Consider the following 16,601-nt stretch of genomic DNA (forward strand, 5'->3'; position numbering starts at 1 on the left):
GCCGCAGCAGTCATCACGAAGACCTGCCGGGCCGACCGGTCGAAGACCGGCCCCACCCGGCGCAAGCCATCACGCCCCGCGCCCAGGCGACGCAGGGCACCCTCCCCCACCAGACCCCACAGCCTGGCGGGCAAGCGTCCGGAGGGACACGCACCAACGGACCGGCTGAGGCTGCCCCGCGCAGCCCACCGACACCAGGGCGTGAACACGACCAGCACACCCACCACCGGCCACCAGCCACGCGGAGCCGCCCTGGGCGCAGGATTCCACTTCCACGCCCACGCGACACCACCACGGTGGGAAACGATCCCGGAAACACAATCCGACTCAGGATCACTAAGCTGATCAGGGACGCTCGGGTGTTGGTGTACACCGCTGCCATGCCGAGGTGATCGCCGAGCTAGCCGACTCGCCCCGGCGTAGAGGCCGCCCAGCGAGACGGCTCAGTCGGCCTGGTCCGCCGGGGGCGCTGGACGGAGATGGAGGAAGTCCGTCACGCCGATCATCCCGACGATCTGGCGGACGACCGGCGGCATGTCCCGGCGGGTGGGGTCGTGCACGAGGCAGGGGCCGGTAAGGGACAGTCGCCGACCGTGGATCTCCAGCTCGCATCCGCCGGCCGCCAGCACGTTCTTCGCCCAGTCCGTCACTCCGTAGGTCAGCGCGGCGACGTATCCGTCGCTTGTCCGGAAGATGTTGATCGGCGTCCGGTACTCGCGACCGGAACGGCGACCATGATGGATGACCACGCCGAAGCCCGGCAGCCACCCCGCCAGCGGGCCGGTCACACGGTTGGTGACAACCCGGTTGAACCGCGCCAACCGTCTCGGCAACACCATGGCCCCATGGTCCCGCGGTTCAGGTGCCGCTCAGCGTTCGCCGCGCCAGACCTCGGCCGGCTCGTGCAGGCCACCAAGAACGTCGGCGTCTGCGGCGAGACGGCGTTCGTGGTGCTCGGGACCACGGGATGAGCACCTTCACCCCTGGGTTCGGCGGGTTGGTGCTCACCGCGCTAAGCGCACACCCGAGTTCCCCCCGTCCGTGCCCCAGCCGAAGGGTGGCCGCCGGTGGGCGGTGACGCGTATGGCGTCAGGCCGGGGCCGGTGCGGTGACTCGGCGGCGGATCAGGGCCGCCGCGGCGCCGAGCACGGCCACGCCGGTGCCGAGCAGCAGGACCGCGTCTGCGCCGTGGGCGGAGAAACCGCCGGTCTGGCCGGCCGGCAGCAGGCTGGAGGCCACGGTGATGCTGGCGGCGACGCCGAGGGAGGCACCGACGTAGCGGGCGGTGTTGTTGGCGCCGGAGCCCATCGCGACCCGGTCCGGGGGGACGCTGGCGACGGCGAGCCGGGCGAGTGCCGCGTTGAGCAGGCCGCTGCCCGCCCCGGAGATGAGCAGCCCGGGGATGGTGCGGACCCACGAGTGCGCGTCGGCGTAACCGAGCATGGCCAGGTAGCCGGCGGCGGTGAGGGCGAAGCCGAGGGCGAGTTGCCGGGTGGGCGCGACGCGCGTCCCGTGGTGGCGCATCTGGTTGCTGACCACGTACGAGGCCCCGGCCCAGAGGAAGGCCAGGCCGGCGGTTCCCAGGGCGTTGACGCCGATCAACCGTTGCACGAGGGTGGGCAGGACGGTGCTCGGGCCGAGCGCGGCGAGCCCGGTGAAGAGCGCGCCGAGGGTGGCGACCTGGAAGTCCGGCCGGCGGAACAGGGCCAGGTCGAGCATCGGCGCCCGGGTGCGGGCCTCGGTCGCCACGAAGGCGGCGAGCAACAGCACCGCCAGCACCAGGGGGATCAGCACCGTGGGCCGCAGCCACCCGGTGCGTCCGGCGGTGACGGCGATGAGCAGCAGGGCCAGGCCAGCGCCGAGGGTCAGCACACCGGGTACGTCGATGCGGGCTGCGCGTTCGGCCCGGGACTCGGCGAGCAGTCGCCCGCCGGCCGCCGCCAGTACGGCGGCCAGCGTCGCGAGGAGGAGGTAGAGCCAGCGCCAACTGCTGAGTGCGGTCAGCGCGGCCGAGGCCAGTGGGCCGACGGCGATGCCGGCGCCGATCATCGACGCCCAGAGCGCCGTGGCGTGGGCCCGGCCCTGGTGGGTGGGGTAGGTGTGCGCGAGCAGGCCCAGGCCGACGGCGAGGATGGCGGCGCTGGCGATGCCCTGTGCGACTCGGGCGGCGATGAAGGTGCCGGCGTCGGGGGCGACGGCGGCGCCGAGGGTACTGGCGGCGAGCAGCGCGAGGCCGGCGCGGAAGATCCGCCGCCGGCCGAAGTCGTCGCCGAGGCTGCCGGCGACCAGCAGGGTGGCGGCGAGCCCGAGGGTGATCGCGTTGATCAGCCAGGTCTGGGTGGTGAGGCCGGCTCCGAGGCTGCGGGCGGTCTGGGGCAGTACGGCCACGGGTGCGGTGTAGTTCATGAGGACGAGCAGGGTCGCGGCGCAGACCGCGAACAGGGCCCGGGCGCCGGAGCGGGCGGCGTCCGGGGCCGGGGCGGCGGACGGCGCGGTGGCGCTGGCGGGGGTCGACATGCGGAGGACCTCTCAGTTCGGTGAGTGAACCGACACTAGCAGAGATGGTTCGCTGAATGAACCGACTGGGCGGTAGGATCCATTCCATGGCGCTGGGGAAGGGCTACGAAGGGCAGAACTGCTCCCTGGCCAGGGCGTTGGAACTGGTCGGCGAGCGGTGGACGCTGCTCGTCGTCCGCGACGCCTTCTACGGCGTACGCCGCTACGGCGCCTTCCTCAGCCACCTGGACATCCCCCGGGCCGTGCTCGCCGACCGCCTCAACACCCTCGTCGACGCCGGAATCCTGCAGCGCCACCGCTACCAGGAATCCCCACCCCGGGACGAATACCTGCTCACCGAGCGTGGCACCGAACTCTGGTCCGTGATCTACCCGCTGATGCGCTGGGGCGAGCGGCACTTCGCCACCGGCGAGCCGCTGCGGACCTTCCGGCACGCCACCTGCGGCACCGAACTCGACCCGGCCGGCCGCTGCCCCGCCTGTGGCCAGGCCGACGTGCCACCCGGGGATGTCGAGTCCCGCCCGGGCCCGGGCATCCCTGCCCAGCCGCGCCAGGACCCGGTCAGCGTCGCGCTGCGTCAGCGCCCGCACCGACTCCTCCAACCGCTGCTCTGAGCCGGCCCGGCCGTGGGCTGCCCATGGGCGGTCGCCAGGGCGCCATCGGGTCGATGGTGGTGCTACTCGACAATGCTTTCGGCGCCGCTGTGCTGCTCGCCAGGTTTGGCGTCGTGGTGGTCGGCGCGGAGCAGGCAGCGCCGACCTCCGATCGCAGCAGACCCGATGCGTACGTTCTGGCCGCCCTCGGCGCAGAGGTGGTCTCCCCCGGATCGCTTTGCGGCGGTGACCGACCGGTTGGACTGGGAAGCTTCTCCTGGGCGTCGCAGCTCGCCTATCACAGCCCTCTGGCCCCGGAGGGAAGAAGCTGGGTTCTGGCAATCGGAACCCGCCATCCGTGGTTACCTGGCACCGGGTCGCGCCCCACTTCACAAGCTATTAACAAAATTGCGTCTTCTGGGGGGGATTTCGTTGACCAAACCATTCACCCGCCTTGCGGGAGCCACCATGCTGGCCGCCGCGATCGGCCTGGGCTCCGCCGCACCAGCGTGGGCTGACACGACGATCAACATCAATCCGGCGGACACCGGCACGACGGCGGCCGCGTTCAGAACTCACCAGTGCGACCCCAACCTCGGTGGTGGCCCGTTCCAGGCGGAGGACGTCTGGGTCTTCGCCCTGCCTGCCGCAGCGCAGCAGGGCACCTTCACCTCACTGACCATCGACTTCGCCACAGAGGGTGGCCCCGCCAGGGAAACCATCACGACCACACCTGCCGCTGACCGCGCAATCGTGGGCGACAAAGCGTGGATCAGGACACCGGCCGGCCTGTCCTCATCCGGGCAACTGGTGAATCCGTTCACCCTCACCAACGCCACGGCGATGATCACGGGCACCGACGGAACATTCAACCTGGCGCAGACCTGCCCAGCGACCGGCGGGACACCTAGCCCCAGCGCCTCTGCTCAGCCAAGCGACCCTGCCTCGGACTGACCTTCCGGGATCGTTCCCACCACGGTGGGGATGCCTGGGCGTGGCGGTCACATGCCGCGCCAAGGGCGGCCCCATGTGGAAGGTGCGACGCGGCCCTGCCGGGTTGCCAACCCGGCAGGGCCGGTCAGCAATCGCCCATAACTGGACCTGTCCCGGGCCGACACCCGAACATTCGGGTGTCGGCCCGGGACTGTCGTCCAGGTCACCGCCCAACTTGCCTCGGAGCGGGTGGGCGCACCGGTCGGCGGGGTCCGGGCGGGCTCGCACGCCGCAACAACCCATCCTCGGCTTCAGCCAGGTACGGACTCGGCAACTTCCTGTGGTGGCGTGACGACGCGTACAGCAACGACAAGGGCGGGTGGCCCTAGACAATTCGGCGATCTCGAAGACGGAACTGGTGCCCGCGACGATCTCCCGGTCGACCCGAACTCGTCAGCGGGAACGACGCGGCCCGGATCCGCCGGGAGTACGCGGACCTGCGCGGACACACCCCTGCTGCGGCCTCAACTGTGCGTGCTACGAGCCGGGGCGCCGCCCGCCACCGGCACCCACCGGTTCGATCACCTGCCAGAACTCCTTCGAAAGCTGGGCCACCGCCTTCTCGAACTCGTCACGGGTGACAGCCTCACGTAGCGTGGTGAGCACCGCGCTAACCCCAGCACCGGCGAGCGCGCGGTCGACGTTCGGGCTGTCCCCCACCCGCCGCACGAACTCGTCGAGCCCAAACGACGTCGCGCGTTCCCGTCCGAGCGGTGTGCGCAGGTGATCGGCCAGCGCGTCCGGAAGCTGATAGGCAAGGTCCTCCGCCTGGCCGGCGCTGATCCGATCCGCCAATGTCGCCAACGTCGCGCCGGTCAGTGTCTCCGCCTGATCGGTCGGCACCTTCGCCCGCGTGGCCACCGCGTTGATGAAATCCTGGTATTCCACCTGATTCTCCTCTCCGACCGGATCGCCCTCGAATCGCCAGTTGCGAGTCCCTGACCTCAATGCGCCGCCGTTGGGTTCAGTACCTCGACAGCTTCCTGTAACGGGGGGTGACCCTGCCTCATCCCCATCGGGCGAACCGCCAGCGCGTGTCACGGCGACATCCGCGACGTTCCGATGAACCTGGACGGGCAGGCGAGCTGTTGGCGAAACCGCGCCACGACTACGAGGTAACTGGCGAAATCACCAACTGCTCGGCGTTCGCCGGCCGACTGACGGCAGGTGCGCCCGCCGCGAGCTGCCAGGCAGGCGTCACCGGGCCGGCCAATGGCGCAGCCGGCGGGTGCAGGGGCCGTCGTGGTGTGCGCGGAGCAGGCAGCGCCGACCGCCGGGCATCAGCGCATCGCAGAAAACCCGATGCCGCACGTTCTGATCGTCCTCGGCGGATACCGTGGTCTCCCCCGGGTCGGTCCGCGGCAGCAACAGCAGCCAGCGGCCGACCACCCGCGCGAGGCGCTGCGCGGCGGGCAGGTCGGCGGCAGCGATCGGCAGGTGGATGACGTACCGCTGGTCACCGCTCGTGTCCCCGAGCGTCGCAGGCGCGGGCCTGGTCGGACTGCCAGCGGCGCAGGGCGTCCTTGATCACGGCGGCCTCCCGGCGGCTGCTGGTGGCACGCGTACGGAGACGCGGTGCCGAGCTGGTTCGAGCTGTACGTCGGCCTGGAATCCGCCGCCTCTCGCCTACGCGGCTACGACGAGTCGGAGATCCGGCGACTCGGAGGCCTGATCGAGAGACTGAAGCAGGCGCTGACACGGCTGCACCGGCAAACTCCCGAGCCTGAGTCACCCCGCGGCGCAGAGCCACCGCAGGTGCCACGCGACCCGCCCACCCCCGACTTCAGGAATCCGGAGATCGACTCGCGGAAAATTACCGCCTATGCCATGAACCCGGAGCACCCCGTCGGCAAGAACAAGTATCGCGTCATCAACGCCGCCACGGGTCTCGGCCCAGACGACGCCGTGACGATCGAACAGCAGATCCGCGAAGGTGTGCGGCAGGGTTCGCCCCATCCCGGCAAGGCCGATCAGTACGGCCAGCGCTGGTCGGTCGACGTGCCACTGACCGGTCCCGCGGGAACTATCATGGTCCGTACCGCGTGGATGCTTGAAGAAGGTTCGTCCACGCCACGCCTGGTCACTATCTCTTTCCCGCCCAAACAAGGATGACCCTTGGATCTGTACGACCTAGTCGAGCTCAGAGAAGCCCTTCCAGAGGAGAACCTTCCGGCTGAAGCGGTCGGTACTATCGTGCACGTCTTCCACCGGCCCCAACTCGCTTACGAAGTCGAGTTCACCGACGAGGATGGCCGTACGCTCAGCAGCGTTGCCCTGACACCGGACAAACTCCGTCGTATTTCAAACGACCGGCGCTGACAGAGCCTCTCCGGCCTGAGCTGTCTCGAACCTGTGCGGGGCGGCAGGTGCAGCTCGGACGACTCTTGTTGATTGACAAAGATCGAGCAAACTCTGGTCGATGATGTGATCGGAATGCCGTGGGAATGATGGTGGCCGCCCGCCGGGTTGAGGCACGCGGGGACGAGGTGCGATACGAGTTCGGGTTCGAGGACAGGTTCGACCGGGTACTGACGATCGATCTGCGTACCCTTGAGGCGCGGGTCGAAGACGGCGACTTTAATGCCGCAGCGAGCGCCATCACGGCAAATATCGTCAACGCCTAGCGCTCCGCTGGTGACTTTCCAGAAAGAATGATGTTCGCGAGTTAGCTGGTGACAGGGTGCCGGCTGACGGCCCAGGAGCATCCGCCGGCCCCGCCGAACATGAGCCTCGGCGGCAGCAGAAGCCGGCGATGACGTCGGCGTGGCGGCCTTCGACGACCTCTACCAGCTCCGCACCCACCTGCAGGTGCTGCCGCACCCGAGGCGCGCCGCCGACCCCGAACTTCGTTGCGGGCAGAATTCAACGATCCGGCTCAAGTACTCGACGTGCCTTCAGGTCGGGCGGTGGACGTTGGCGTCTCGGGCGCGGGCTACGGCCTGGGCCCGGTCTTCGACGCCAAGTTTGAGCAGCACGTTGGAGACATGGTTCTGCACCGTCTTGGGGCTGATCCCGAGCCGGGCGGCGATCGCTGGGTTGGACTGGCCGGCGGCCATCCGGGCCAGGATGTCGAACTCGCGCTCGGTGAGCTGCGGAAACGGGTTGGCCGGGTTGGTGTCGGCGAGTGCGGCGAACATCCGGTCGGCTACCGCGGAGTCGAGGATCGCCTGGTTGGCGTGGACCGCGTGCACCGCTCGGATGATCTCGTCGGGTTCGGCGTCCTTGAGCAGGTAGCCGCGGGCACCGGCCCGGATCGCCTGGCGCACCATGGCGTGGTCGGCGTGCATGGTGAGGACGAGCACCCGCGCGCGCACCTCGGCACGCCGGATCTGTTCGGTCGCCTCGACCCCACCGCCGCCGGGCATGTGAAGGTCGATAATGGCCACGTCCGGGTCGTGTTCGACGACCGCAGCGACCGTCGCCGCGGTGTCGGCCGCCTCGCCGACGACACTGATACCGGGCACGCTGTCGAGCAGCTTGTGCAGCCCCATCCGGAACACGTGGTGATCGTCGGCTATCACCACCCGTAGCTCGTTCATCCGTCGCTCTCCATCGGGAACACGGCCCTTACCGTCGTGCCTTTGGTGCCGCGCCCGCACAGCTCGAACTGCCCGCCGAGCTCGCCCACCCGGCGGCGCATCGACGCCGTGCCGACGCCGGCCACGTACCGTTCGCCGATGCCGGCCCCGTCGTCGTCGACCTGTACGGCGAGCCGCCCGCCGCCGGCCAGCGTCACGGTACATGTGGAGGCGCGGGCGTGCCGCAGGACGTTGGCCACCGCCTCCAGCACGACGAAGTAGGCGGCGTCGGCGACGGCGGGTGGTACCCGTGTCTCGTCCACGTTCGTGTGGTGGTAGCTGATCCGGGGTGCATCGGGCAGCGCGGCGCACCGGTCAAGGTGGTCGGTGATCGCCGCGGTCAGGCCCAGGTCGGCCACGGCAGCTGGCGGCAGAGCGTCGATGATGCGGCGGACCGCGGTGGCGGCGGAGCGCACCTGGCCGGCGATGACTCGCAGTTCGTCCGCCACTGGGTTGTCGGCGCTCAGGGTACGGCGGACGCCGTCTACGGCCAGCCCCATGCCGGACAGCAACGGTCCGAGCCCGTCGTGCAGGTCGTGGCGCAGCCGGCGCCGCTCGTCGGTGGTGGCGTGGACCGCCCGCTCCTGCGCGGCGCGCAGCTCCTCGGCGAGGCGGACCGCGTGCAGGGCCGAGCCGATGGCGTGCGCCAGCTCGTCGAGCAGCGCCAGGTCGGCCCGGGAATACGCCTCGCCGGGCGTGCGTGGTCCCACTGTCAACGTCCCGACCAGCTCGCCGCGCCACTCCAGCGGCACCTGCACGGACGGCTGCGCACCCGGTACGCCGATGCTGGCCACCTCGGCGGAGGCGCCGTCGGTCAGCAGCGAGATGGAGACGTACCCGGCGCGCAACGCCCGCGCGACCGTGCTGGCCGTGGTGGCCGGGATCTCCGACGGGTCGGCCACGGCGTGCAGTTGCTGGCGCAGCCCGGCGAGGGCCTCCAGCGGTTCCTCCCGCTGCCCGAACAGCCACCGGCTGACCAGTAGTTGCAGCCGCCGCCGGGCCGGGTCGGCGAGCCCGGCGACCGCGGCCGATGCGATCAGCGCCAGGCCGGGTGACGGGCCCACGGCCTGGCCGAGCACGACGACGATGCCCATGTAGGCCGCGAACACGATCGTGGTCAGCGCGGCGAACACGAGGGTACGGCGGATCACCGGGTCGATGTCGTAGAGACGGTACCGGCGTACCGACAGCGTGATCGCGCCGACGAGCAGCAACGGAACCAGGAAGTAGCCGGCCTGCGCGACGTGGTGGGGCATCAGCTGGCCGAGCAGTTCGACGGCGAGGACGACCGCGATGGCGTACCAGAGGAACTTCATCTGCTGGCGTTGCGTGGGCTCGGCGCGGTGCCAGCGCACGGCGAGGCTGGCCAGCGCCGCCAGGACGGCCGCGACGACCACGACGCCGGCGACAGTCATCAGGGCCCCGCCGGCGGGGACGGCGAGCGGGTTGGGCGGGCCGGCGTTCCCGCCGACCGGCAGCGGCCCGGGCTCGACGGCGGCGGCAACCGCCGTCAGCAGGGTCGCCCCGGCGCCGAGCCACGGCACCCACCGCCAGCCCCGCGACACCGCCCGGCCGTCGGGGAAGATCGCCGGCAGCACGGTGAACAGCGGTACGACGTACAGCGCCCAGATCCACAGCCCCAGCCAGGCCGCCACCCGCCATCCGACCCAGTCGGCCGGGAACCCGGCACCGGCCCACCCGCCGGTGAGCACCCCGAACGCATCGGCCGCGCCGGCGCCCAGCAGCAGCCAGCCCACCCGCCAGCCGGCCGGGCTGCGGGTCAGCCACCAGCCCGCCCCGGCCAGCAGCAGCCCGTGGCTGACATTGCCGACGAGTTCCCAGTCCATCGCCCGGCCGACGGACAGCGTCAGAGCCGCGCCGGCCAGGGTGATGGCGACGGCGGTGGCCGCGGTGATCGCCGAGACCGGTAGCCGCCTGACGGCACGACCCGTGCCCGCGATCACAGCGGCCCCGGCCATCAACTCTCCTCCGTCACCTAGCGCGCCGCGCCGATCGCGGCCTCGACGCTGGTACCGCGGCGTGCCGACCGGGCCGCGCTCACCATCAGCAGAATGCCGAACACCCCCAGCACTGCAGCGAGCGCGAACGGCAGGACGAAATCGCTGAGCAGGCCGACGACCATGAACGCTCCCCACCAGCGCACCCCCGCGTCGAACAGGAACGCCACTCCGGACACCACCACACCCAGCATCATGACGTAGAACAGCGACTCGACCCACATCACCGAGTCGGGCAGGTCACCCCGTCCGAGCAGGCCGCCCCACACTGCCGTGGCCACAGCGAGGAGCACCGCGAGCACGGGCCCGACGGCCAGCATCGCGGCGCTGATCCGGCCGAGTACGCCCTGCCGGTCCCGGCGGCGCGCCCACAAGGCGAGGAACGCCAGCGGCAGCAGTCCCCAGTACATCCCGACCAGCCGGCCCAGCCACTGCGGCGGCTCGGGCTGGCCGCTGGCCTGGATCCGCTGCACCAACAGCAGGTGCACGACAATCAACACCGAGCTCAACAGGATCGCAAAGCCGACCCCCGCCAGCGGCACCCGCGCCAGCCGGTCGATAACCACCCGCATCTCTGAAGCTCCTTTCTGCGGGAACACTTGCCAGGAGCGTCCGGCGTGGCATTCCCGGGTGGCCTGAGTACGCCTCCCGCCCCGGCCGGGAGATTCCACCCGGCGAGGAGTCGCCGGTGTCCCGAGGGCAACTGGGAGATGCACCCCTCGGCCTGGGAGACCGGGTTCCGGCGGATGGGCGAACCGCCAGGGCGAGATCACCGGCGCGTTCGTCCACAGCGTGCTGGTGCTGACGCAACGGGACGCCGTTCTCGTCGAAGCGCCGCTGCGATGGCCAGGACAAGTCGGTGCGCGGCGGGCAGCGGGCCAGGAAAGCCGGCGGTAGTCTTCGGCGGGTCGATCGTCGCCACGGTCGCCCCACTCGTGGGCAGCCGATCGCCGAGCCCGGCGTCCTGTCAGATGTTTGCCTGAAGTGATCGAGTTAGGGGTACCGGTGCGAAGGCTGTTGTCACTCTGCGTCCTTGCGATGTTTGTGACCGCCGCTACCGGCTGCAGCGAGCCGAGCGCGCAGGCGGAGACGCCTGGTCTCGCTCCCCGGGGCACGACAATGACCACTGTGCAGCCCACTCGCCAAGACCTTGCCAACAAGGTGAGCCTGTCCGGCAAGGTGACCATCAACCCGATATTCGGGATCGTGGCCCCAGTCGCCGGGCAGGTGCGGTATCGCGATGTCACGCCGCCGCTGAGTACACCGACCAGGCCGACGAGGGTCGCGAGCGTCTGGGCGTCCGGCAAGGCGCACCGCATCGAGGTACCGGCGGGTGCGGTGTTCGCCGGCCGACTGGTGGACGACGGCTCCAAGGTGACCGCCGGGATGCCCATCGTTTCGGCGAAGAAGGTCGGCTACGGGCTCGTCGCCGACATCGACGGCGCCCAGGCTTACCAGATCTCGGATGCTCTCGCGACGGTTCAGGCCCAGATCAAGAACGGCCCCGGGCCTTTCCCGTGCAAGGTGCTCGGCACCATCGCCGCTCTGCCCGCCGGCACCATCCCGGACCCGCCGGCCACGCCGCCGTCCGCCGCGCCGTCCGGCCAGCCGTCCGCCCCGCCGGTCGTCCAGGCGCCCCCAAGCGTGCAGGACAGGACCGAGCCGTCGGAGCCGACCGGGATGCGCCTGGTGTGCACCGCGCCCGCCAACGTGAAGCTGATCAACGGTGCCAGCGCCACGCTCGAGGTGGTGACCGCCAGGGCGACCAAGGCGCTGGTACTCCCGGTCGAAGCGGTCGCCGGCGGGCAGGGCCGCGGCAAGGTGGACGTGGTCAAGCCGGACGGTAGCCGGGAGAGCAGGGATGTCGTGCTCGGGCTCAGCGACGGCAAGGTCGTACAGATCAAGTCCGGCCTTACCGGCGAGGAGACGGTCGCCGTCCCTGGCCCCAACCTCCCACCCGCCAAACCCGGCGGAGAGGGTGGCCCGTCCGCTCCGATGGGCGAAAAGTGACGGCGTTGCTGGAGCTCCACGGCGTCACGAAGACGCTGAAGGGCCAGAAGGCGCCGCGCACCATCCTCGACGGCACCGACCTGACCGTCGACGGTGGTGAGAGCGTGGCCATCGTCGGTCGCTCGGGATCCGGCAAGAGCACCCTGCTCAGCCTGATCGGTCTCTTCGACCGGCCAGACGGTGGACAGTATCTGCTGGATGGCCGGGACATCACCCGGCTGCCGGAACGGAAGGCGGCAGCTCTGCGCAGTGCCGAGTTCGGCTTCGTGTTCCAGCGGTTCTTCCTGCTCAAGCACCTGACCGCTGCGCAGAACGTGGCGATGGCCCTGGTCAACGGGCAGGGCTGGCTGCCACGGCGCAAACGCAAGGCCCGAACCATGGCGGCCCTCGACCGGGTCGGCATCGCCCATCTCGCCAAGCACCGGCCGGCCCGCCTGTCCGGCGGCGAGCAACAGCGAGTCGCGATCGCCCGCGCGCTCGTCCGGGAGCCGCGTCTGTTGCTTGCCGACGAGCCAACCGGTGCCCTGGACACGGAGACGGGCAACCTGGTGATCGAGGTGTTGCACGCTGCGACCGATCGGGGCTGTGGCCTGATCCTGGTCACCCACGACTGGGACCACGCCAACAAGATGCAGCGGGTGCTGCGCCTCAGCGACGGGAAACTCCAGCCGGCTACCGACACACGGAGTGTGCCTCGATGAGCGGGCCAACACGGCACAACGCGGAGGCGGGAACGGTGCAGTTCGATGCTGAGCGCAGGATGGCCGCATGATCCGGCTATCGGGGCGGTTCCGCTCGGCTCTGATCATCGGTGGTCAGGGCATCCGGGCCCGCAAGACTCGCACCCTCCTGTCGATGGTGAGCCTGTTCCTTGGGGTGATGGCCGTCGTGGTCGTCCAGGTCGGCGCCGAGACCGCCAAAAACGCCCGGCTGGCTGATCTGGAGCTGCACATGGGCAAGGACGGCACCCGGCAGACCTACCTGCCGGGTAACGCCGACACCATCCAGATCAGCCAGGACACCCTGAAAGGGCGCAAGGACGCGGTCGCGGTCTCCACCACCCAGGCGATCATCGGCGAGCCGGGCGTCAACCCGGTCAACCCCGGCGCGGCGCCGTTCGACCAGCCGGGCGGCGGACAGTACGCGGGTCCCGGTGGCGGCGACATGTACTGCGACCCCCGCGGGTACTGCCAGCCGATGAAGGCAGCCGGCGACGCTCCGGCCGTTCCCGTGCCCGGCAAGGCGATCGAGCTGAGCCTCAATGCGCTGACCGGCGACATCCGCCAGTTCCGGCCCTTCCGGCCGGTATCCGGCCAGTGGCTGGACTTCACCTCCGAGCCGTCGCTGTCCCCCCGGATCGTCATCAACCTCGAGGCGGCCAAGGGGTTCACGCGCCATCAGGTGCCTGCCGAGATGCGCGTTGAAGGGGCCACCGCCAACCCGACGCCGCGCATCATCGGCGTCATCGACGACGGCAATCCGCAGCCCACCGCCTACACCCGAGCCGACGAGCTACAGAACTGGGTGCCCCGCGCGAGCAACAACGGCGACTACGGCCCTGGACTGCAACTGATGCTCGCGCCCACCGCAAGCGACGTGGAGCAACTGCTGCGCATTCGCCTCACCGCCAGCGGAATACCCGCCGAGCAGATCCACTTCGAAACGATTCAGGCGCGGAAGGACATCGCCAAGGAGTTGGCACTCATCCGCTGGATCTTCCTCGGCATGGCCGGCCTCGTCCTCCTCATCGGCGTCGCCGGCATCCTCAACGTCGGACTCGCGACCGTCGGAGAGCGGGTCGAAGAGTTCGCACTGCGCCGCGCGGTCGGCACCTCACGATCGCTGCTCGCCGGCATCGTCCTGGCGGAGACACTCCTGACCGGCCTCCTCACCGCGGCCGCCGCCATCGGACTGTCCGCGCTCGGCCTGACCGCGATCAGCGCGCTGTTCGGCGATCGGGAGCAGTTCCTACAGGACCTCGTGTTCCCCTGGCAGGCCGGGGCCGCAGGAGTCATCGCCGGCCTGGTCGCCGGACTGCTCGGCGGCCTCATACCGGCCATCCGCGCCGCCCGCATCCCGATCGCCACCGTCATGCGCGCCTGAAGCCTCGCGTCGGTAAGAGACCGGCGGCGACGCACGCGCAACGCGGCAGACGAGGATGCGTGACCGACATGCGATAGGTGCTCCTCGACGAGATCGTCGCCTCCTCGTGAACGACCATGTTCCCGTTCCCGCAGGCAGCGCGCACGATCGGCGGCAGAATGCGGATGTCTGATCATCGTTGGTTGATTGCGCCGGGCGGCCCCTCGCTCGAGGTGTTCCCCGGGGTGCGCGAACGCCAGTGGGCGGGCCCTAAACTTGCGGTCCGTGACGACACCCCTCACTCCGGTCGACATGGCCTTCGCGCTGTTGCGGGAGGGCCGTATGGGCGACGCCGAGAACCTCATGACCCGCGAGCTCCAGGCTGCCACGGACAAACACGGTCACGGCAGCCCGGAATGGGCCTCGGCCCAGTGTGACCTCGGCAATGTGCTGCTCAACGTCGATCAACTCGACCGCGCGATCGAGTGCTACCGCCGCGCCGTCTCCGCGACGCCGCGCGATCACGAGTCCCGCAAGGACCAGTTGACCTACCGACTCAATCTGGGCTTGGCGCTGCGGATGGCCGGACGACTCGACGAGGCCGAGACGGAGTTACGCCAGGGCGTTCAGGAGCGGCTCGCCTTCTACGGTCGCGAGCATGCTGGGTACGCGTTCGGCCTCGAACCATTGGCGGACCTGCTGCGGCAGCGTGGCAACGTGGCAGGTGCCCGGCAGGTCGTCGAGGAGGCGGTGGCCAACCTGTGGCGCAACGGGCACGAGCGGGTGGCCTCCGCGTTGGCGCTGCGAGCGGCGATCGTGCACGCCGGTGGCACCCACGAGCCACTCTTCGTGGGCCTGCACCAACTGCCAGACGAGGTCGTCGAGCAGGTCGGGCGAGTCGTCACCCAGATGCTGGACCACGACGATCCGGCATCCAAGCCCCTGCTCACCTCCCTGGTCGTCGCCTTGGAGGAGCGGCTCGGCATTGACCACCAGGCGACGCTCAACGCCTTGTCCGCGCTGGCGAACCTCGGCCGTGATCTCGGTGATCAGGCGGGGCGGATTGATGCGATCGAGCGCGTGCTCGCTTCGTACGACCGGCAGGGCCGGCAGGAGGAGGCGCTGATGGCAGCGCTCGGTTTGGCGATGGCCCAGGACGAAGCAGGCGATGCCGAGGCGGCGCTGCGCACGTACGCGTCGGCGCACGCGAGGGCGGAGCGCATCGGTCGTCCGGAGCTGCGGAGTCAGGTGCTGCGCAACTGGGGTCTCGCGCTGAAGGAGGCCGGCCAGGTGGGCCTGGCGGAGCAACTGCTGACCGACGCAGTGAGCCAGGCGCGCCGCGGCACCGACCATGACACGGTCGGGCGGGCCTGCGTCGCCCTCGGCCTGTTCCTGCAGCATGAGGCACGGCTGTCGGAGGCCCGCACGGTCCTGGAGGAGGGCCTGGCCGTCATGGATCCCGTACACCCGGACGCGCTCATCGGCCGCAGCCACCTCGGTGCGGTCCTGGATGGCCGCACCTGCGGGTGCGGCGACATGGCGGGCACGATCGCCGATGCGTTCCGCGAGTTCGTCATTACCAGGCTTCCCGCGGACCTGCTCGACCGCCTCGACGTGGCGATCGTAGACGGCGACTTCAAGATCGATGTTGGGCTGCGGCGAGAACCGACCGAGTACGAGCTCGAGCGGCTCAACGACGTCTTCCAGACCGCTCACGCGGAATTCCGCCGCCGGCTCAGCGAGCCCCGCTACGCCGGCTGACCGCCCGACTGCCGTGGCAGTACCAGGTGCGGCCTGTTGCCCTTTGCAAGCCCGGGCCACAATCCACGCCGTGACACCTTCACGCCCTCGCCCCGGCACCGCGCGTCGCCATCGACTTTCCTTGATTGCGTGCTTCACGGTGCCCGGCGGGGTCGCGGCGCTCACCAGCCTGTTCGCCTGGTCGGGGTGGCTGGCTGTCATCTCGTCGGTCATAGCGCTGGTGGTTGCCAGCCAACTCGTGTTGACCGAAACCGTGTGGAAGAGTGCTTCACTCACGGTGAAGGCCGTCGCGATCGCGGCGTTCGTCGCGTCCGTCTTCTGGGTCATCGCCATGATGTTTGCCCCCCGGCTCGCTGTCCTGGATCTACGGGGGCAGCCGGTCGTGGCGACAGTCGTGGACCATGACGCCAGCCGCTATTACGGACGCGGCGGCAAAGGGGAACAGCACTGCTACCGCCTGCAACGCACCGACGGCAGCCCTATCTTCGGCGACATCTGCCGAGACCGGGACGAATTCGCCGTAGGCGAGACAATGACAGTGCTGGTCGACCCCAGCGGCCTCATCGCACCCGAAACCCCAAGCGAAGTTGCCGACGCCCGCTTCTGGCAGATCCCCGGGCTCGTGAGTCTCGTCGCGGCCCTCGTCCTGTGCTGGGTCACAGGCGGACTCACACCCCGCGTGGCTAGCGGTCACCTCGTTCGGCGGCGGCTCCCTCGTCCACGACGATCCAGATACCGCAGCAAGTACGAACCCTGACCTATCACCGCTTGCCTAGATCATCCGTCACGTATGAGCTGGGACGGATCCGGGCGGGTTCAACCGGTCGCGCCCGCGCGGGTGGTGTAAGAGACGGCCATCGCGGGACCCGGTCTGATGCTCTTCGGAACGCCGGCCCACCAACGATGGGCCGGCGTTCTCCACTGCCGGACTCACAGGCTGGGAAGTGAGACGGCGGTGCTTCGATGTTGCGCGAGCCCGTTGATGCACCCTTCCATGACGTCGCCCATTGAACAGTCCCTCATCGCCGACGACGTCTGAATCTTGAAGG

18 protein-coding genes and 1 pseudogene are annotated in these 16,601 nt (G+C 69.9%); 12 read left to right on the plus strand and 7 right to left on the minus strand.

The window, feature by feature from the left end:
- Nucleotides 1-443: 443 nt before the first annotated feature.
- Nucleotides 444-839 (minus strand): nitroreductase family deazaflavin-dependent oxidoreductase, encoded by a 396-nt coding sequence (locus FXF52_RS36625; protein WP_148804262.1) that lies wholly within the window; start codon nt 837-839, stop codon nt 444-446.
- Nucleotides 840-845: 6 nt separating this feature from the next.
- Between FXF52_RS36625 and FXF52_RS43590 the strand changes: the two genes are divergently transcribed.
- The gene (locus FXF52_RS43590) at nt 846-971 is read left to right on the plus strand and encodes a hypothetical protein (protein ID WP_255472734.1); all 126 of its coding nucleotides are present in this window, start codon (nt 846-848) and stop codon (nt 969-971) included.
- Between the two features lie 118 nt (nt 972-1,089).
- Here the strand turns inward: FXF52_RS43590 and FXF52_RS36630 are convergent, their stop codons facing one another.
- Nucleotides 1,090-2,517 (minus strand): MFS transporter, encoded by a 1,428-nt coding sequence (locus FXF52_RS36630; protein WP_148804263.1) that lies wholly within the window; start codon nt 2,515-2,517, stop codon nt 1,090-1,092.
- An 86-nt stretch (nt 2,518-2,603) separates the two neighbouring features.
- Between FXF52_RS36630 and FXF52_RS36635 the strand changes: the two genes are divergently transcribed.
- Together FXF52_RS36635 and FXF52_RS36640 are read left to right on the plus strand one after the other, a co-directional pair.
- Nucleotides 2,604-3,131, plus strand: coding sequence for a helix-turn-helix domain-containing protein (locus tag FXF52_RS36635; RefSeq protein WP_148804264.1), 528 nt, complete (start codon nt 2,604-2,606; stop codon nt 3,129-3,131).
- A gap of 447 nt (nt 3,132-3,578) precedes the next feature.
- Nucleotides 3,579-4,064 carry a hypothetical protein gene (locus FXF52_RS36640; RefSeq protein WP_148804265.1) on the plus strand — a complete coding sequence of 162 codons (486 nt, stop codon included), beginning with the start codon at nt 3,579-3,581 and terminating at the stop codon, nt 4,062-4,064.
- A 516-nt stretch (nt 4,065-4,580) separates the two neighbouring features.
- Here the strand turns inward: FXF52_RS36640 and FXF52_RS36645 are convergent.
- Nucleotides 4,581-4,991, minus strand: coding sequence for a DUF2267 domain-containing protein (locus tag FXF52_RS36645; RefSeq protein ID WP_187413929.1), 411 nt, complete (start codon nt 4,989-4,991; stop codon nt 4,581-4,583).
- A gap of 309 nt (nt 4,992-5,300) precedes the next feature.
- Complete coding sequence (locus FXF52_RS36650; RefSeq protein WP_148804277.1) at nt 5,301-5,546, minus strand: hypothetical protein; 246 nt, start codon at nt 5,544-5,546, stop codon at nt 5,301-5,303.
- A 108-nt stretch (nt 5,547-5,654) separates the two neighbouring features.
- Here FXF52_RS36650 and FXF52_RS36655 point away from each other — a divergent pair.
- The 4 genes and pseudogenes from FXF52_RS36655 to FXF52_RS36665 all read left to right on the plus strand — a co-directional run.
- Nucleotides 5,655-5,756 (plus strand): annotated as a pseudogene (locus tag FXF52_RS36655) (XRE family transcriptional regulator); the annotation flags it as partial.
- Nucleotides 5,757-5,858: 102 nt separating this feature from the next.
- A complete protein-coding gene (locus FXF52_RS44295; protein ID WP_370518074.1) occupies nt 5,859-6,215 on the plus strand; it encodes a DUF6883 domain-containing protein in 357 nt (118 codons plus the stop codon).
- Between the two features lie 3 nt (nt 6,216-6,218).
- The gene (locus FXF52_RS36660; RefSeq protein ID WP_148804267.1) at nt 6,219-6,422 is read left to right on the plus strand and encodes a DUF4926 domain-containing protein; all 204 of its coding nucleotides are present in this window, start codon (nt 6,219-6,221) and stop codon (nt 6,420-6,422) included.
- Between the two features lie 119 nt (nt 6,423-6,541).
- Nucleotides 6,542-6,727 (plus strand): hypothetical protein, encoded by a 186-nt coding sequence (locus FXF52_RS36665; protein WP_148804268.1) that lies wholly within the window; start codon nt 6,542-6,544, stop codon nt 6,725-6,727.
- 270 nt (nt 6,728-6,997) lie between these two features.
- Here the strand turns inward: FXF52_RS36665 and FXF52_RS36670 are convergent, their stop codons facing one another.
- The 3 genes from FXF52_RS36670 to FXF52_RS36680 are packed head-to-tail and all read right to left on the minus strand — an operon-like array spanning nt 6,998 to nt 10,271.
- Nucleotides 6,998-7,642 (minus strand): response regulator transcription factor, encoded by a 645-nt coding sequence (locus FXF52_RS36670; RefSeq protein WP_148804269.1) that lies wholly within the window; start codon nt 7,640-7,642, stop codon nt 6,998-7,000.
- Nucleotides 7,639-9,660 (minus strand): GAF domain-containing sensor histidine kinase, encoded by a 2,022-nt coding sequence (locus tag FXF52_RS36675; RefSeq protein ID WP_148804270.1) that lies wholly within the window; start codon nt 9,658-9,660, stop codon nt 7,639-7,641. The genes FXF52_RS36670 and FXF52_RS36675 overlap by 4 nt, the downstream gene beginning before the upstream one ends.
- A 17-nt stretch (nt 9,661-9,677) precedes the next feature.
- Complete coding sequence (locus FXF52_RS36680) at nt 9,678-10,271, minus strand: hypothetical protein (RefSeq protein ID WP_148804271.1); 594 nt, start codon at nt 10,269-10,271, stop codon at nt 9,678-9,680.
- 547 nt (nt 10,272-10,818) lie between these two features.
- Between FXF52_RS36680 and FXF52_RS36685 the strand changes: the two genes are divergently transcribed.
- The 5 genes from FXF52_RS36685 (at nt 10,819) to FXF52_RS36705 (ending at nt 16,309) form a co-directional block, all read left to right on the plus strand.
- Nucleotides 10,819-11,709, plus strand: coding sequence for an efflux RND transporter periplasmic adaptor subunit (locus FXF52_RS36685; RefSeq protein ID WP_255472735.1), 891 nt, complete (start codon nt 10,819-10,821; stop codon nt 11,707-11,709).
- On the plus strand, nt 11,706-12,410 hold the full coding sequence (locus FXF52_RS36690; RefSeq protein ID WP_148804273.1) for an ABC transporter ATP-binding protein: 705 nt from the start codon (nt 11,706-11,708) through the stop codon (nt 12,408-12,410). The genes FXF52_RS36685 and FXF52_RS36690 overlap by 4 nt, the downstream gene beginning before the upstream one ends.
- A 67-nt stretch (nt 12,411-12,477) precedes the next feature.
- Nucleotides 12,478-13,812: an ABC transporter permease gene (locus FXF52_RS36695; protein ID WP_148804274.1), complete on the plus strand. Its 1,335-nt coding sequence runs from the start codon at nt 12,478-12,480 to the stop codon at nt 13,810-13,812.
- A 264-nt stretch (nt 13,813-14,076) separates the two neighbouring features.
- Entirely contained in the window at nt 14,077-15,552 is a 1,476-nt protein-coding gene (locus tag FXF52_RS36700; RefSeq protein ID WP_148804275.1) for a tetratricopeptide repeat protein, read from the plus strand.
- 70 nt (nt 15,553-15,622) lie between these two features.
- A complete protein-coding gene (locus FXF52_RS36705; protein ID WP_148804276.1) occupies nt 15,623-16,309 on the plus strand; it encodes a hypothetical protein in 687 nt (228 codons plus the stop codon).
- Nucleotides 16,310-16,601 lie beyond the last annotated feature (292 nt).

The organism is Micromonospora sp. MP36 (genome assembly GCF_008119785.1).
Lineage (GTDB): Bacteria > Actinomycetota > Actinomycetes > Mycobacteriales > Micromonosporaceae > Micromonospora.

Bases quoted from the DNA above. Each gene is read 5' to 3' on its own strand.
- FXF52_RS36625 (WP_148804262.1), bottom strand. From the start codon at position 839: ATGGTGTTGCCGAGACGGTTGGCGCGGTTCAACCGGGTTGTCACCAAC.
- FXF52_RS43590 (WP_255472734.1), top strand. From the start codon at position 846: ATGGTCCCGCGGTTCAGGTGCCGCTCAGCGTTCGCCGCGCCAGACCTC.
- FXF52_RS36630 (WP_148804263.1), bottom strand. From the start codon at position 2,517: ATGTCGACCCCCGCCAGCGCCACCGCGCCGTCCGCCGCCCCGGCCCCG.
- FXF52_RS36635 (WP_148804264.1), top strand. From the start codon at position 2,604: ATGGCGCTGGGGAAGGGCTACGAAGGGCAGAACTGCTCCCTGGCCAGG.
- FXF52_RS36640 (WP_148804265.1), top strand. From the start codon at position 3,579: ATGCTGGCCGCCGCGATCGGCCTGGGCTCCGCCGCACCAGCGTGGGCT.
- FXF52_RS36670 (WP_148804269.1), bottom strand. From the start codon at position 7,642: ATGAACGAGCTACGGGTGGTGATAGCCGACGATCACCACGTGTTCCGG.
- FXF52_RS36675 (WP_148804270.1), bottom strand. From the start codon at position 9,660: ATGGCCGGGGCCGCTGTGATCGCGGGCACGGGTCGTGCCGTCAGGCGG.
- FXF52_RS36680 (WP_148804271.1), bottom strand. From the start codon at position 10,271: ATGCGGGTGGTTATCGACCGGCTGGCGCGGGTGCCGCTGGCGGGGGTC.
- FXF52_RS36685 (WP_255472735.1), top strand. From the start codon at position 10,819: ATGACCACTGTGCAGCCCACTCGCCAAGACCTTGCCAACAAGGTGAGC.
- FXF52_RS36695 (WP_148804274.1), top strand. From the start codon at position 12,478: ATGATCCGGCTATCGGGGCGGTTCCGCTCGGCTCTGATCATCGGTGGT.